Origin of the sequence: Xanthomonas massiliensis (genome assembly GCF_900018785.1) — a bacterium.
Classification (GTDB): Bacteria; Pseudomonadota; Gammaproteobacteria; order Xanthomonadales; family Xanthomonadaceae; genus Xanthomonas_B; species Xanthomonas_B massiliensis.
The window spans coordinates 1,353,847-1,369,002 of record NZ_FCOY01000006.1 but is presented as its reverse complement, the minus strand read 5'-3'; the positions used below and the strand labels follow the sequence as shown (position 1 = coordinate 1,369,002).

General features: G+C 72.0%; 15 protein-coding genes. 9 read left to right on the top strand and 6 right to left on the bottom strand.

Annotated elements, in window-relative coordinates:
* Positions 1-100 precede the first annotated feature (100 nt).
* Together BN3794_RS09110 and BN3794_RS09105 are read left to right on the top strand one after the other, a co-directional pair.
* Positions 101-1,021 (top strand): phosphate/phosphite/phosphonate ABC transporter substrate-binding protein, encoded by a 921-nt coding sequence (locus BN3794_RS09110; RefSeq protein WP_425476713.1) that lies wholly within the window; start codon positions 101-103, stop codon positions 1,019-1,021.
* Positions 1,018-3,126: a putative bifunctional diguanylate cyclase/phosphodiesterase gene (locus BN3794_RS09105; protein WP_066096332.1), complete on the top strand. Its 2,109-nt coding sequence runs from the start codon at positions 1,018-1,020 to the stop codon at positions 3,124-3,126. Before BN3794_RS09110 ends, BN3794_RS09105 begins: the two co-directional genes overlap by 4 nt.
* A 50-nt stretch (positions 3,127-3,176) precedes the next feature.
* Here BN3794_RS09105 and epmB read toward each other — a convergent pair whose 3' ends face one another.
* Positions 3,177-4,217 carry an EF-P beta-lysylation protein EpmB gene (epmB, locus tag BN3794_RS09100; RefSeq protein WP_066096329.1) on the bottom strand — a complete coding sequence of 347 codons (1,041 nt, stop codon included), beginning with the start codon at positions 4,215-4,217 and terminating at the stop codon, positions 3,177-3,179.
* A 102-nt stretch (positions 4,218-4,319) separates the two neighbouring features.
* On the opposite strand from epmB, the gene efp reads away from it, so the two are divergent.
* From efp to BN3794_RS09070, 6 genes are all read left to right on the top strand, one after another.
* A complete protein-coding gene (gene efp, locus BN3794_RS09095; protein WP_066096327.1) occupies positions 4,320-4,886 on the top strand; it encodes an elongation factor P in 567 nt (188 codons plus the stop codon).
* A 115-nt stretch (positions 4,887-5,001) separates the two neighbouring features.
* The gene (locus BN3794_RS09090; RefSeq protein WP_078059669.1) at positions 5,002-5,664 is read left to right on the top strand and encodes a TMEM175 family protein; all 663 of its coding nucleotides are present in this window, start codon (positions 5,002-5,004) and stop codon (positions 5,662-5,664) included.
* Positions 5,661-7,004, top strand: a complete 1,344-nt coding sequence (locus BN3794_RS09085) for a TRZ/ATZ family hydrolase (RefSeq protein WP_066096322.1) — start codon at positions 5,661-5,663, stop codon at positions 7,002-7,004. Before BN3794_RS09090 ends, BN3794_RS09085 begins: the two co-directional genes overlap by 4 nt.
* A 31-nt stretch (positions 7,005-7,035) precedes the next feature.
* Entirely contained in the window at positions 7,036-7,755 is a 720-nt protein-coding gene (ubiG, locus tag BN3794_RS09080) for a bifunctional 2-polyprenyl-6-hydroxyphenol methylase/3-demethylubiquinol 3-O-methyltransferase UbiG (RefSeq protein WP_066096318.1), read from the top strand.
* 44 nt (positions 7,756-7,799) lie between these two features.
* Positions 7,800-8,537, top strand: a complete 738-nt coding sequence (locus tag BN3794_RS09075) for a phosphoglycolate phosphatase (protein WP_066097198.1) — start codon at positions 7,800-7,802, stop codon at positions 8,535-8,537.
* The gene (locus tag BN3794_RS09070) at positions 8,534-9,214 is read left to right on the top strand and encodes an isoprenoid biosynthesis enzyme family protein (protein WP_066096315.1); all 681 of its coding nucleotides are present in this window, start codon (positions 8,534-8,536) and stop codon (positions 9,212-9,214) included. The genes BN3794_RS09075 and BN3794_RS09070 overlap by 4 nt, the downstream gene beginning before the upstream one ends.
* A gap of 501 nt (positions 9,215-9,715) precedes the next feature.
* On the opposite strand, the gene BN3794_RS09065 is transcribed toward BN3794_RS09070, so the two are convergent.
* The 3 genes from BN3794_RS09065 to yidD are packed head-to-tail and all read right to left on the bottom strand — an operon-like array spanning position 9,716 to position 12,198.
* A complete protein-coding gene (locus BN3794_RS09065; protein ID WP_066096312.1) occupies positions 9,716-10,573 on the bottom strand; it encodes a M23 family metallopeptidase in 858 nt (285 codons plus the stop codon).
* Positions 10,573-11,925, bottom strand: a complete 1,353-nt coding sequence (locus BN3794_RS09060; protein ID WP_066096309.1) for a dihydroorotase — start codon at positions 11,923-11,925, stop codon at positions 10,573-10,575. The genes BN3794_RS09065 and BN3794_RS09060 overlap by 1 nt, the downstream gene beginning before the upstream one ends.
* Positions 11,926-12,198 (bottom strand): membrane protein insertion efficiency factor YidD, encoded by a 273-nt coding sequence (yidD, locus tag BN3794_RS09055; protein WP_147675714.1) that lies wholly within the window; start codon positions 12,196-12,198, stop codon positions 11,926-11,928.
* A gap of 89 nt (positions 12,199-12,287) precedes the next feature.
* Here yidD and dksA point away from each other — a divergent pair, with 89 nt between their 5' ends.
* On the top strand, positions 12,288-13,313 hold the full coding sequence (gene dksA / locus BN3794_RS09050) for an RNA polymerase-binding protein DksA (RefSeq protein WP_066096303.1): 1,026 nt from the start codon (positions 12,288-12,290) through the stop codon (positions 13,311-13,313).
* 105 nt (positions 13,314-13,418) lie between these two features.
* Here dksA and BN3794_RS09045 read toward each other — a convergent pair whose 3' ends face one another.
* Both BN3794_RS09045 and BN3794_RS09040 read right to left on the bottom strand, forming a co-directional pair.
* Positions 13,419-14,666, bottom strand: a complete 1,248-nt coding sequence (locus tag BN3794_RS09045) for an MFS transporter (protein WP_066096301.1) — start codon at positions 14,664-14,666, stop codon at positions 13,419-13,421.
* Positions 14,663-15,109, bottom strand: a complete 447-nt coding sequence (locus tag BN3794_RS09040) for a SufE family protein (protein WP_066096299.1) — start codon at positions 15,107-15,109, stop codon at positions 14,663-14,665. The genes BN3794_RS09045 and BN3794_RS09040 overlap by 4 nt, the downstream gene beginning before the upstream one ends.
* Positions 15,110-15,156 lie beyond the last annotated feature (47 nt).

The following is a 15,156-nucleotide window of genomic DNA, read 5'->3' as shown; positions in this document are numbered from 1 at the left end:
GCGGCCGCTGTCCACGCGGCGGCCTTTGGGCTAGTCTTCAACGGTTCCTGAACGGGGGTGCGGATTGTCCGGTTGGCGTGCTCGCCTGGTGGCGTTGGGTCTGGCGCTGCTGGCAGGCGGGATGCTCGTCCCGTGCGCCGTCGCCGCGCGCCCGCCCGCGGCGCCGGCCGAGGAGCTCGATGCCTCGGTGCTGGTGCTCGGCCGGATCAGCGACGATCCGCGCGCGCACTACGAGCAGCTGCGGCCGCTGCTGGACTACGTGGTCGCGCACATGCACGACGTCGGCATCACCCGCGGGCGCATCCTGATGGCGCGCGATGCCCAGCAGATGGCCAGCTACCTGCGCCGCGGCCGCGTGGACTGGCTCACCGAGACTTCCGGCACCGCCATGGACCTGGCCGGCCGCTGCCATGCGCGGGTGCTGCTGCTGACCGAGCGCGACGGGGTGCGCGACTACCGCTCGCTGATCTTCGTGCGCAAGGACAGCCCGGTGCGCGACCTGCAGGACCTGCGCGGGCGCACCATCGCGCTGCAGAACGCCCAGTCCACCAGTTCCTACCTGCTGCCGCTGATGGCGTTGCTGCAGTCGCGGCTGCATCCGGAGCTGCTGCTTTCCCCGCGCGATACCGCATCGCCCGACTCGGTGGGCTATGTGTTCGCGCGCACCGGCCCGTCGGTGGCCGCCTACGTGCACAAGGGCCTGGCCGACGCCGGTGCGCTCAACGACGTGGAGTTCACCCGCAACGACGTGGTGCCCGAGGCATTCGCGCACGACCTGCGGGTGATCCACCGCAGCGAGGCGTTCCCGCGCGCGGTCGAGCTGGTCCGCGGCGACTTGGACGAGCGCGTGCGCCGGCGCCTGCAGGAGGTGCTGCTGCAGGCCGCCGGCGACCCGGCCGCGCGCCCGGCGCTGCGCCAGTTCTTCCATACCTCCGGTTTCTACCGGGTCGATCCGCAGTCCGAGCGCCAGCTCGAACGCCTGCGCGCCGGTTTCGCCCAGGTGCGCAGGAGCGTGGAATGAGCGTGCCGCGCCTGGGCCTGCAGGCCCGCTTCCTGATCGCCATCGGCATCGCCGCGCTGCTGTTCATGGGCGTGGTGGCGTTGCTGCTGACCCGCCAGGCGGCGATGCAGCGCGAGATGGTGTCGATGGGCGACACCGTGCTGCGCGACCTGTACGAGCGCAGCGTGCGCAGCCGTGCCGAGACGCTCGCCCACAGCCTGGCCCAGGACCTGGCCAACCCGCTGTACTACATGGACATGGACGCCATCGGCACGTTGCTGGCCAATACCCGGCGGCAGTCGGTGGTCGGCTACGTGGAGGTGCTGGACCCGCAGGGCCGGCTGGTCCACGACGGCTCGCGCGAGATCGCCGGCTACGGCCAGCCGCCGCCGGACCCGCTGGCCGCGCGTGCGGCCGCGGCGATGGCGCCGGCGGTGCAGCAGACCCGCGACCTGCTGGAAGCGGACGAACCGATCATGATCGGGCGCGAACGCATCGGCGTGGTGCGCGTGGGCATGTCGCTGCAGCGCGTGCGCGCGCTGGAAGCCGACGCGAACCGCAGGCTGGGCTCGCGCCTGGCCGAGACCGGGCGCCGCCACCTGGACCTGGTGGCGGTGCTGCTGGCGCTGCTGGCATTCAGCGGCGTGGTCGCGGCGGTCTACCTGCAGCGCACGGTGGTGCGGCCGATCCGCTCGCTGTCCCGGGCCGCGCGCGACATCGAGACCGGCCGCTACGAGGTCGAGGTCCCGGAGGTGCGCAACCGCGACGAGGTCGGCGAGCTGGCGCAGGCGTTCGTGCGCATGAGCCGCTCGGTGGCCCGGCACGACCGCGAGGTGCGGCGCATGGCCTACACCGATGCGTTGACCGGGCTGGCCAACCGCCTGGCCTTCCACGAGGTGCTCGAACAGCGCCTGCACCACGGTCGCGTGGCGCAGGCGCTGCTGTTCGCCGACATCGACGATTTCAAGCGCATCAACGACAGCCTCGGCCACGAGGCCGGCGATGCGGCGCTGCTGCAATTCGTGGCGCGGGTGACCACGGTGCTGGGCGAGGTGGTGGGCCCGGATGCGGTGATGGCGCGCTTCGGCGGCGACGAATTCGTGGTACTGGTCCAGGGCGAGGACATCGCCGCGCGCGCCGCGCACGTGGCCAACCGCATCATCGCCGAGCTGCGCCGGCCGATGCTGGTGCTCTCGCGCGAGGTGTTCATCGGCATCTCGCTGGGCATCACCCTGTTCCCGGACGATGGCCGCGACGCCAGTACCCTGCTCAAGAACGGCGACATCGCCATGTACCAGGCCAAGCTGGCCGGCAAGAACTGCTACCGCTTCTACAGCCGGGCGATGGAGCAGGCGGTCGAGCGCCGGGCGCGGCTGGAGCGCGAGCTGCGCGGGGCCTGGGAGCGCGGCGAGATCCACCTGGTCTACCAGCCGATCGTGGCGCTGCCGTCGCGGCGGATCGTCGGCGCCGAGGCGCTGATGCGCTGGGACCATCCGGCGATGGGCACCATCGCCCCGGCGGTGTTCATCGAGATCGCCGAGCAGACCGGCCTGATCGAGGCGATCGGCCCGGCCGTGCTGGTGGCCGCCTGCGAGGAGGCCCAGCGCTGGCCGCAGCGCGACGGCCGGGCGCCGTTCCTGTCGGTGAACATCTCCCCGCGCCAGTTGCGCGACCTGGCGCTGGACAAGCGCGTCGAGGCGGCGCTGGCGCATTCCGGGCTGGCGCCGGCGCGGCTGCACCTGGAACTGACCGAGACCGCCATCGCCGGCGACGAGATCCAGGCCGCCAGCCTGATGGCGCGCCTGGGCCGGCTCGGCATCAAGGTCTGGCTGGACGACTTCGGCACCGGTTTCTCCGGCCTGAACCAGCTGCGCCAGGTGCCGGTGGACGGCGTCAAGATCGACAAGAGCTTCGTGGCCGACCTGCAGCGCGACCCGGACGACCTGGCGCTGACCAGCGCCATCATCTCGATGAGCCACGCGCTGGGGATCACGGTGGTGGCCGAGGGCATCGAACTGGAGTCGCAGCTGGCGCTGCTGGAGGCGCGCGGCTGCGACTACGGCCAGGGCTACCTGTTCAGCCGGCCGCTGAGCGGCCCCGGCCTGGTCCAGCTGCTGCAGGCCTGACCGGGACGGCCCGCCACGCCGGGACCGGGCGCGGTCCCGCCGGCCCGTCGCTACAGCGGGCGCTTGCCGGTATCGCCGGCGATCTCGCGCACCAGCCGCGGCACCAGGTAGCCGGACAGGCGCGCGGCCAGGGCGGCGTGCAGGGCGCGGGCGCGGGCATCGTCCACCTCGAAATGGGCCACGCCCTGCACCCGGTCGAGCTGGTGCAGGTAGTAGGGCAGCACCCCGGCGGCGAAGCCGCGCTCGCTCAGCGCCGCCAGCGCATCGACCGAATCGTTGACCCCGCGCAGCAGCACGGCCTGGTTGAGCAGGTGTGCGCCGGCCCCGCGCAACGCGGCCAGGGCGGCATCGACCGATGGGTCGAACTCGTTGGCGTGGTTGGCATGGATCACCACGGCCACCGGCCAGGGCAGGGCGGACAGCCAGTCCAGCAGCGGCCGGTCGACCCGCTCGGGCAGCACCACCGGCAGGCGGCTGTGGATGCGCAGGCGCCGGACGTGCGGGATGGCGCGCAGCGCGTCGGTCAGCTCGGCCAGCTTGGAGGTGGCCAGCGACAGCGGATCGCCGCCGGAGAGCAGCACTTCCTCGATGCCCGGGTCGTCGGCGATGGCCGCCACCGCCTCGCGCCAGCCGTCGCGCGCGGCGGTCTCCTCGGCGTAGGGGAAGTGGCGGCGGAAGCAGTAGCGGCAATGCACCGCGCAGCTGCCGGTGGCCACCAGCAGGGCGCGGCCGCGGTATTTCTGGATGACGCCGGTGGCCTTCTTCGCCGCGCCGTCGCCGACCGCGTCCAGGGCGAAGCCGGGCACGATGCGCATCTCCGCGTCGATCGGCAGCACCTGGCGCAGCAGCGGGTCGTGCAGGTCGCCGCGGCGCATGCGCGCGGCGAACCCGGCCGGCACCCGCAGCGCGAACTGCGCGGCGGCGGCCTCGCTCAGCCGCGCGGCGGCCGCCTCCAGGCCCAGCATGCGCAGCAGTTCGCGCGGATCGCGGATCGCCTCGCGCCACAGCTGCTGCCAGCGCGCCGCAGCGCCGCCGCCGGGGGCGGAAACGGGCGAGGGCGCGTGGAGGGAAGCGGGGGCTGCGGTTATCATAGGCGGTCAGAAAACGAGCGCCCGCCGGTATGGCGGGCTTCCCTATTGTATCCGTCCGGCCGCCGACCCGCGGCGGCCCGAGTCCCACCCGAGGAGCTGCACATGGCCACTTACGGCATGAACGACGTCAAGAACGGGATGAAGATCCTGGTCAACGGCGAACCCGCGATCATCACCGAGACCGACTACGTCAAGCCGGGCAAGGGCCAGGCCTTCACCCGCGTGCGCTACCGCCTGATCAAGTCCGGCCGCGTGCAGGAAGTCACCATGAAGTCCACCGACTCGGTGGAGGCCGCCGACGTGGTCGATACCGACATGCAGTACCTGTACAGCGACGGCGAGTACTGGCACTTCATGCAGCAGGAGACCTTCGAGCAGGTGCAGGCCGACAAGGCCGGCATGGCCGGTGCCGAGAAGTGGCTCAAGGGCGAGGAGGACTGCGTGGTGACCCTGTGGAACGGCACCCCGATCTCGGTGCAGCCGCCGAACTTCGTCGAGCTGAAGATCGTGGAGACCGACCCGGGCGTGCGCGGCGATACCTCCGGCGGCGGCGGCAAGCCGGCTACCCTGGAGACCGGTGCGGTGGTGCGCGTGCCGCTGTTCGTCGGCCAGGACGAGGTGATCAAGGTCGATACCCGCTCCGGCGAGTACGTCAGCCGGGTCAAGTGACCGGCCAGCCGGCCGGGAATGCGGGCCGTGCCAGCGGCGCGGCCTCGACCAATCGCCATCCCCGCCAGGGCGGGGATCCAGTTCCGGGGTTTGCGGTGCCGATCGAGGATCTGCAATGACAGGGCATGCCGACGAGGCGGGTGCGGGGCCGGAACTGTTTCCTCACGACCGCGTCGTGTTCTTCAGCGATGCGGTCTTCGCCATCGCCATGACCCTGCTCGCGGTCGAGCTGAAGACCCCGTCGGAGGAACTGATCGCCCGGGTCGGCGAGAACCTGGCATGGGGCGAGACCGTTTCGGTGTTCATCGCCTACCTGGTGAGTTTCCTGGTGTGCGCGCTGTTCTGGGTCGGGCACATGCTGACCTGGAAGCACATCGCCCGCGCCACGCCGAAGCTGGTCTGGTGCACCGTGTTCCAGCTGATGTTCGTCGCGCTGATGCCGTTTGCCACGCGCCTGTATTCGGAAGCGTTCAACGGGCACAGTCCCGGGCGCTTTGCCTTCTACAGTTTCGTGCTCGCCGGCATCGCCCTGTTCAACGTGCTGACCCGGTGGGTCGCGGTGCGGCAGGAGAACCTGCGCGCGAAGCTCGGGGCCACGCAGGTGCGCTGGCTGCTGCTGCGCGGCATGGTGCCGCTGCTGGTGTTCGCCGCGGGCATCCCGCTGGCGTTCGTGCTGCCCATGCAGATGGGCGGTTTCATGTTCGCCCTGATCCTTCCCCTGAATATCGTTGCGCGGCGGCTGTGTCTGCGTCGCACGCAACCGGAACCCGCTGCATGAACGACACGGTACGGAAAGAAGACTGCGACCTGCTGATCGAGGCCGGCCACGTCGTGCCGATCGAGCCGCACGGCGTGGTGCTGGAGGACCATGCCGTGGCCGTGCGCGACGGTGTGATCGTGGCGCTGCTGCCGGTGGCCGAGGCGCGCGCGCGCTTCGCCCCGCGCGAGACCGTGGCGCGGCCGGACGGGGTGCTGATCCCCGGCCTGGTCAACGCCCATACCCACAACCCGATGACCCTGCTGCGCGGCGTCGCCGACGACCTGCCGCTGATGACCTGGCTGCGCGAGCACATCTGGCCGGTGGAGGCCGCGGTGATCGGCCCGGAGTTCGTCGCCGACGGCACTACCCTGGCCATCGCCGAGATGCTGCGCGGCGGCACCACCTGCGCCAACGAGAACTACTTCTTCGCCGACGTGCAGGCCGCGGTCTACAAGAAGCACGGGTTCCGCGCGCTGGTGGGCGCGGCGATCATCGACTTCCCCACCGCCTGGGCCAGGAGCGACGACGAGTACTTCGCCCGCGCCGCCGAGCTGCACGACCAGTGGCGCGACGATCCGCTGATCGACACCGCGTTCGCGCCGCACGCGCCGTACACGGTCAGCGATGCCAACTTCGAGCGGGTGCGGATGCTGTCCGACCAGCTCGAGGTGCCGGTGCACCTGCATACCCACGAGACCGAACAGGAAGTTCACGACTCGCTGCGCGACCACGGCCAGCGCCCGCTGGCGCGCCTGCAGCGCCTGGGCCTGGTCAACGACCGCCTGATCGCGGTGCACATGACCCAGCTCACCGAGGGCGAGATCGCGCTGTGCGCCGAGCACGGGGTCAGCGTGGTCCATTGCCCGGAATCCAACCTCAAGCTGGCCTCCGGCTTCTGCCCGGCCTGCGCGCTGGCGCGGGCCGGGGTCAACCTGGCCATCGGCACCGACGGCTGCGCCAGCAACAACGACCTGGACATGTTCGGCGAACTGCGTACCGCCGCGCTGCTGGCCAAGGCGGTGGCGCGCGATGCCACCGCGCTGGACGCGGCCACCACGCTGCGCGCGGCCACCCTGGGCGGCGCGCGCGCGCTGGGCATGGGCGAGCGCATCGGCTCGATCGAGCCGGGCAAGCAGGCCGACCTGGTGGTGGTGGACCTGTCGGCGCTGGAAACCCAGCCGCTGCACCACGTGCTCTCGCAGCTGGCCTACGCCGTCGGCCGCCAGCACGTGAGCGACGTGTGGATCGCCGGGCGCCCGAAGCTGCGCCGGCGCGAGCTGGTGGACATGGACGTGGCGGCGATCGTCGCCAACGCCCGCCAGTGGCGCCACCGCATCCGTACCCTGCACGCCGACTGAGCGCGCCACCGTCCTTCCGGAGATTTGCCCCATGAACGCCCCTTCCGCCTCCCGCGGTACCAATTTCCGCCAGGACGAGCTGGACAAGTTCGCCGCACTGGCCAGCCGCTGGTGGGATCCGGAAGGCCCGCAGAAGCCGCTGCACGCGCTCAACCCGGTGCGCCTGCGCTATATCGCCGCGCGCGTCCCGCTGGCCGGCGCGCGGGTGCTGGACGTGGGCTGCGGCGGCGGCCTGCTCAGCGAGGCGCTGGCGCGCGAGGGCGCCCAGGTCACCGGCATCGACCTGGGCGAGGAACTGATCGAGGTCGCGCGCCTGCACCGGCTCGAATCCGGGCTGGAGATCGATTACCGGCTCGAATCGGTGGAGGCGCTGGCCGACGCCCGGCCGGCCGGATTCGACGTGGTCACCTGCATGGAGATGCTCGAGCACGTGCCCGACCCGGCGGCCATCGTGCAGGCCTGCGCGCGCCTGCTGCGGCCGGGCGGGCGCCTGTTCCTGTCCACGGTCAACCGCACCCCGGCCGCGTTCGCGCTGGCCATCGTCGGTGCCGAGTACGTGGCGCGGCTGCTGCCGCGCGGCACCCACCACTACCAGGACTTCATCAAGCCGGCCGAGCTGGCTGGCTGGCTGCGCCAGGCCGGCCTGCAGCTGGAGGACGTCAGCGGCATGGCCTACGAGCCGTGGCGCAACGCCGCGCGGCTGTCCACGCGCACCGACGTCAACTACCTGGCCTGCGCGGCGAAGCCGTGAACACCGCGCGCGATGCCGGACCGCAGGCGCCGGGGCCCGCCGCCGTGACCTCCGCCCCGGATGTCCCCGCCGCCCGGGCAGGCTTCCCGCCGGCCGTGCTGTTCGACCTGGACGGCACCCTGCTGGACAGCGCGCCGGACATGCTGGTCACCGCCAACGCCATGCTGGCTGCGCGCGGCCGGCCGCCGCTGACCCTCGCCCAGCTGCGACCGGTGGTGTCCAAGGGGGCGCGCGCGATGATCGGCGTGGCCCTGCCGGAGCTGGACGCGGCCGGGCGCGAGGCGCACGTGCCCGAGTTCCTGGACCGCTACGAAGGCATCGTCGGCACCCACGCCCGGCTGTTCCCGGGCGTGGCCGAGCTGCTGGCGGCGTTCGACGCGGCCGGCACGCGCTGGGGCATCGTCACCAACAAGCCCGAGTACCTGGCGCGCAAGGTGCTGCCGCAGCAGGGCTGGGAGGGACGCTGCGCGGTGCTGATCGGCGGCGACACGCTGGCCGAGCGCAAGCCGCATCCGTTGCCGCTGCTGGTGGCGGCGCAGCGCATGGGGTTCGCCGCGCCGGCCTGCACCTACGTGGGCGACGACGAACGCGACATCGTCGCCGGCCGCGCGGCCGGCATGGCGACCGTGGCCGCGTTGTGGGGCTACCGCCCGCCGGGCGACGATCCGCATGCCTGGCACGCCGATGCGCTGGCGGCCGACGCATACGCGTTGCGGGTGCCGGCGCACTGGCCGCGTCCGGTCCGGGGCGACGACGCACGGGACGGAACGACGCCGGCATGAGCGACGCGCTCGACAGTTTCCTGGACAAATGGCGCAGTCGCTGGCCGGAATGGCAGCTGGCCGAAGGCTTCGTGCCTTCGGGCCAGCGCGCCACGACGCTGGCCTGGTTCGCGCTGCTGCAGGAGCTGGAGGACATCATGAACGTCACCGGCGATCCGCTGCCGGCCGACGCCAAGCTGGCCTGGTGGCAGCAGGAATTGCGCGACTGGTCGGCGCGCCGCTCGCGCCATCCGCTGGGGCGCGGGCTGGAGCCGTTCGAGGCACCGTGGCGGCAGCTGGCCGAGACCCTGCCGGCGATCCAGGCCGCGCGCGAAGTGCCGGCATCGCTGGACGCGGCGCTGGCGGGCCTGGAGGATTTCGCCCGCGCCCAGGCCGCGGTCGAGGCGGTGCTGTTCCAGCGCACGGCACCGGCCGCGCCGCGGGTCCTGGCGGTGCAATGGCTGGCCGCACGCGCCGACGCCGGCAGCGAGGCCCCGCCGGCCGGCCTCGATGCGCAGCAGTGGCGCGCGCAGCTGCTGCGCCAGTGGCCGGCCAAGCCGGCACTAGCCCGGCCACACCGGATCTGGTCGCGCCTGGCGCGTTTGCGGCTCAAGCGCCAGCAGGCCGGCCAACCGCTGCCGGCGCCGGCGCTGCAACTGGTCTGGCACAGCTGGCGCGCGGCCAGCGGCGGCGACTGAATCGCGGGCCTTCGTCGGCAGGGCGAAGGGCGAAGGCCACGGCGGTGGCACCGGGCAGCAAGGCGGCCGAAGCCGGCCCGCTCCCGGCCCGCTCCCGGCCATGCCGGCCGCTTTTGAATGCAGGTCCATGGCTGCGGCACGGCCGCAGGGCGGGGCAGGAGCGGCCAGGGCAGGGGGCGCGCGCCCGCTCCGGGCTCGAGTGCGGCCGGCCGGGCGACGCACGGTCTTGCCCGGGGACCGTGGCGGCCTCTCCGGCAACGACCGCCGGTACCGTTTCCGTTCCGGTCGAAGCGGGTCGACGCGGAACGATCGGCCGTCCATTGCCGCCAGCCCCTGCGGTGTCGGGAGCCGACCTCGCCAGGGTATGTCCGCACACGCCCATGCCGGTGGCGGCAGGAACCGGGAAGCCCTGCCGCTGCCGGTCGCGCTGCGTCCGAACCCTCCGGCATGCCGGCGTCCTGCCATCGCTGCGGTGCGACGCAGCGCGCCGTGCGCAACCGGCTACTGCTGCCCGCGTTGCAGCACCAGCAGCGGATCGATGCGTACGTCGAACCAGTTCATGCCCCAGTGCAGGTGCGGGCCGGTCGCGCGCCCGGTGGCGCCGACCGCGCCGATCACCTGGCCCTGTTCGACCCGGTCCCCGGGCTTCACGTCCAGCCGCGACAGGTGCAGGAAGTTGGAGCTGATGCCGTAGCCGTGGTCGAGCAGGAGCGTGCCGCCGGTCAGGTACAGGTCCGGCGCGGCGAAGGTGACCACGCCGGCCGCCGGCGCCTTGACCGGGGTGCCGGTCGGCACGGCGATATCCATGCCCGAATGCCCGGCGCCGGCGGCCTGGCCGTTGTACACGCGGGCATTGCCGAAGCGGCCGCTGATCCGGCCGGTCACCGGCCAGACGAACGGTTGGGCGAAATCGGTGCGGGCATCGTCGCGGGCGCGCGCCGCGGTCACCTGCGCTTGCTCGCGCGCGATGCGAGCGGCGATCGCCGGCGGGGGATTGACGGTCCTGGGCGGCACGCCGTCGACGCGCTCGACCGGCCAGTCGCGCGGGGTGACGGCGATGGCTTCCGTCTCCCGCCGGCCGTCGGGCCGCACCACCTGGACCTGCAGCGGCCCGGCCTCGTCGCGGCCGACCCCGAACACCACGGTGCCGTAGTCGCTGACCCGCAGGGTCCGGCCGGCATAGTCCACCCGGCTGCCTGGCGGGACCTTGCCGATCACCATCGCGCCCTGCGAAACGTGGTCAGGGAAGACGACGACGCGGGCGCTTTCCGGCGCCTGCGCGGGCGCCAGGCACGGCAGCGCCAGCAGCAGTACCGCGAACGCGGCCACGCGCCAGGGGCCGGAACGGAGGTACCGCATCAACGGTCGAAGGCCAGGCGGCGCCCGGCCGGCGTGCCGACCAATTCGGTGCCGTTCCAGACCAGCTGGCCGTTGACCCAGGTCGAGGCCACGCGCGAACGGAAGGAGGTGCCTTCGAACGGCGACCAGCCGCACTTGGACAGGATGTCCTGCCTGCGCACGGTGAACGGCGTGTCCTCCACCAGCACCAGGTCGGCGGCATAGCCCTCGCGCAGGAATCCGCGGCCGTGCACGTCGAACAGCTGCGCCGGGGCATGGGCGAACTTGCGCACCACGTCGGCGCGCGCGAGCTTGCCCTCGTGCACCAGCTCCAGCGCCGCGACCAGCGCGTACTGGGTCAGCGGCAGGCCGGACGGGGCCTGCGCGTACGGCTTCTGCTTCTCTTCCCAGGTGTGCGGGGCGTGGTCGGTGGCCAGCACGTCGAGCACGTCCTCGACCAGGGCGCGGGTCAGCGCCTCGCGGTCGGCCGGGTCCTTGATCGCCGGATTGCACTTGATCAGGTTGCCCAGGCGCGCGTAATCGCGGCTGTCGAAGCGCAGGAAGTGGATGCAGGTCTCGGCGGTGATGCGCTTGCGCACCTTGCCGGCCGCGTCCACCAGCGGGCCGCGCTCGAACAGCGCCAGCTCGTCGGCGGTGGACACGTGCAGCACGTGCAGGCGGGTGCCGTGCTTGCGGGCCAGCCCCACCGCGAGGGTGGAGGACTTCAGGCAGGCCTCGCGCGAGCGGATCAGCGGGTGCATGGCCGGGGTCAGCCCGTCCTCGCCGTACCGGGCCTTGAACGCGGCCAGGTTGGCGTCGATCATCGGCGTGTCCTCGCAATGGGTGATGATCGGCGTGGGCGCTTCGCGGAAGATCGCGTCCAGCGTGTCCGGATCGTCCACCAGCATGTTGCCGGTGGAGGCGCCCATGAACACCTTCACCCCCGGCGTGGTCAGCGGGTCGATGCGGCGGATGTCCTCCAGGTTGTCGTTGCTGGCCCCCATGTAGAAGCCGTGGTTGGCCCAGGCGCGGCCGGCGGCGCTGTCGTACTTGGCCTGCAGCGCGGCCGCGTTCAGGGTCGGCGGGCGGGTGTTGGGCATATCCATGAAGGTGGTGGTGCCGCCGGCCACGGCCGCGGCCGACTCGGTGGCGATGTCGCCCTTGTAGGTCATGCCCGGTTCGCGGAAGTGCACCTGGTCGTCGACCATGCCCGGCAGCAGCCAGCGGCCGGCCGCGTCCACCACGGTTTCGCCGGGGCGGGCCGCCAGCTGCGCGCCGATGACGGTGATGAGCCCGTCCTCGAAGCGCAGGTCGGCGTCGAACTCGCGGCCTTCGTTGACCAGGCGGGCATTGGTGATCAGGGTGGAGGCCATTCAGTGGGTTCCTCGGCAACGGTGGGGAGTGGGCGCGTCCGGATCGGGCACCGGGTCGTATCCGCCCGGGTGCAGGGGGTGGCAGCGGCCCAGGCGGCGCACGGCCAGCCAGCCGCCGCGCAACACGCCGAAGCGGGCGATTGCGGTCATCGCATAGGTCGAGCAGCTGGGCTCGAAGCGGCAGCGCGGGCCCAGCAGCGGACTGACGAAGCGCTTGTACAGGCGCAGCAGGGCGATGAGGATGCGGGCGATCACGATTCCATGATATGACAGGCGCCCGTGACGCGGTTGCCGCTGGGGTGACGGTAGGCTATAAAGGCCCGCTTTCCCGGCCCCCGGGAGGAACCAAGGAAGAGCGATTCGTGGCTGCTAAAAAACCTGCAAACAAGGCCCATCCGGCCGCCAAGAAACCCGCCAAGCCTGTCTCCAAGAAGGTGGTCAAGAAACCCGTGGCCAAGGCGCCGGCCGTGCACAAGGCGGCCAAGGCGCCTGCCGCGAAGGCGGCGCCGGCCAAGAAGCCCGCCGCCAAGAAGACGGCGACGAAGGCGGCAGCCGCCCCGGCGGGCAAGGTGCCCGCACGCAAGAGCGCCGCCCCGGCCAAGAAGACCACGTCCCCGGCCAAGCCCACGGTCGCCAAGACCGCCCACGCCAAGCCGGTCCCGGCCAGGCCGCACGCGCCGGCCAAGGCCCCGGCGGCGGTCGCGCCGGCGAAGAAGTCCGCGACCGCGGCCCATGCTCCGGCCGTGCACAAGAAGCCGGCCGCCGCGGCATCGGTCGCGCCAACCAACACCCCGCAAGTCAGGAATACCGTGCCAGCAGTGAAATCAAGCGCTTCCACGCCCGCCAAGAGCAAGACCCCTTCCGTGGCCAGCCGGCCGACGGGCAAGGTGGCCGTTGCCGTGACCGCGCGCCAGTCGGCTCCCGCCCCGCGTACCAAGTACAAGGTGGTGGAGTACAAGACCGACGAGGTCACCGGACGTCCCATCCTCCCGCCCGGCTACAAGCCGTCCCCGGACGAGGAGTACATGAATCCGCTGCAGCAGGAGTACTTCCGCCAGCGCCTGCTCAAGTGGCGCGCCGACCTGGTCGAGGAGTCCAAGCAGACCATCGAGAACCTGCGCGAGGAGGTCCGGGACATCGGCGACGAGGCCGAGCGTGCCACCCGCGAGACCGAGAACTCGCTGGAACTGCGTACCCGCGATCGCTACCGCAAGCTGATCGGCAAGATCGACAGCACCCTCAAGCGCCTGGACGCCGGCGACTACGGCTACTGCGTGGATACCGGCGAGGACATCGGCCTGGAGCGCCTGGAGGCGCGCCTGACCGCCGAGCGCACCCTCGACGCCCAGGAGCGCTGGGAGCACCTGCAGAAGCAGCAGGGCGAGTAGGCACCGCCGGCGCCTTCCCGGCGTCGCCCGACGAAAAAAGCCCCGCCTCGGCGGGGCTTTTTCCTGTCCAGGCACCGGGCTCGCCGTGGGGAGGCGGCACGGGTCCTACTGCAGTTCGCGCAGGTCCAGCCGGCGCAGGCGCGGCGCCTTCATCGCGGTGATGGCGACCACCGCCAGGGTGATGCAGCCGCCCAGCACCACCGCCGGCACCAGGCCGAGGGCACGGGCCATGACGCCGTCGTAGAAGGCGCCCAGTTCGTTGGACGAGCCGATGAAGATGCCGTTGATCGAGGACACCCGGCCGCGCATCTCGTCCGGCGTGGCCAACTGCAGGATGGTCTGGCGCACCACTACCGAGACGCCGTCGCACATGCCGTAGGCCAGCAGGATCGCCGCCGACAGCCAGAAGTGCCGCGACAGGCCGAAGGCGACCGTGCACAGGCCGAAGCCGGCCACCGCCAGCATCAGGGTGCGCCCGGCGTTGCGCTGCAGCGGGCGCCGCGCCAGCCACAGGCCGACCAGGATCGAGCCCAGCGCCGGCGCGCTGCGCAGGATGCCCAGGCCCTCCGGGCCGTAGTTCAGGATCTCGCGGATGAAGGCCGGCAGCATCGACACCGCGCCGCCCAGCAGTACCGAGAACATGTCCAGCGCCATCGCCCCGAGCATGATCTGGTTGGAGAACACGAAGCGCGCGCCCTCGGCGATGCTGCGCAGTACCGGCGCGCGCGCACCGCTGCCGGCCGGATCGTGCACGCGCAGGGCCAGCAGCGAGGCGCCGGCCAGCACCGCCACGACCATCGCCACCGCGTAGGCCGTGGCGCTGCCGCCCCAGCCGACCAGCACGCCGCCCAGCGCCGGGCCGACCACCATGCCGGCCTGGAAGAACACGCTGCCGATGCTGGCGCCGCGGGCGAAGTCCTGGCGCGGCAGCACCTTGGCGAACAGGGTGTTGTAGATCGGGGTGAGGAACGAGCGGACCATGCCGGTCAGCGCGATGGCGGCGTAGATCGGCCAGGTGCCGTGCACCGGCAGCCAGCCGCGCGCCACCGCCAGCAGGACCACGGCGGTGGCCACCAGGCCCAGCGTGGACAGCGCGCCAAGCCGGCGCTTGGGGAGGTGGTCCACCAGGTAGCCGGCGAACGGGGCGATGCAGAAGTAGGGCAGGATCTCGGCCAGGCCGATCAGGCCCAGCGACAGCGGGTTGCGGGTGATCTGGTAGATGTGCCAGCCCACCGTGACCGAGACGATCTGGTAGGACAGCATGGCCAGAACGCGGTAGCCCAGCAGCAGCGAGAAGCCCGGGTGCGCCATCAGGGTGCGCAGGCCGCCCGCGCTCGGAGGGGGCGTGCTCACGGGGCCAGTTTCTCGCGGGCGGTATCGCGGATGAACGCGAGCATGGCCGCCACGCCGTTGCTGCGGGTCGGCGACAGGTGCTTGGACAGGCCGACGGTGGCCAGGTATTCCGGCTCGGTGGCCAGGATCTCCCTGGCGCTGCGTCCGGAATAGACGCGCAGGGCCAGGTAGATCAGCCCGGAGACGATGGTCGAGTCGCTGACCGCGTGGAACACGAGCCGGTCGGCATCGCCCTCGGGCACGATCCACACCATCGACTGGCAGCCGAGCAGGCGGTGCTCCTCGGTCTTCCACGCCTCGGGGAAGGGCGGCAGCTTGTGGCCCAGGTCGATCAGGTACTGGTAGCGCTCGGACCAGTCGCCGAAGAAGGCGAATTCCTCGGCGATGGCGGCCTGGGCCTGCGCGGCGGTGGGTTCGAGCGGGAAATCGGGAGTGTCGGTCATCGTGTCGTTCGGTCCTGTGGCTGCGCCTGCGGTGCCGCGGCGCCGCC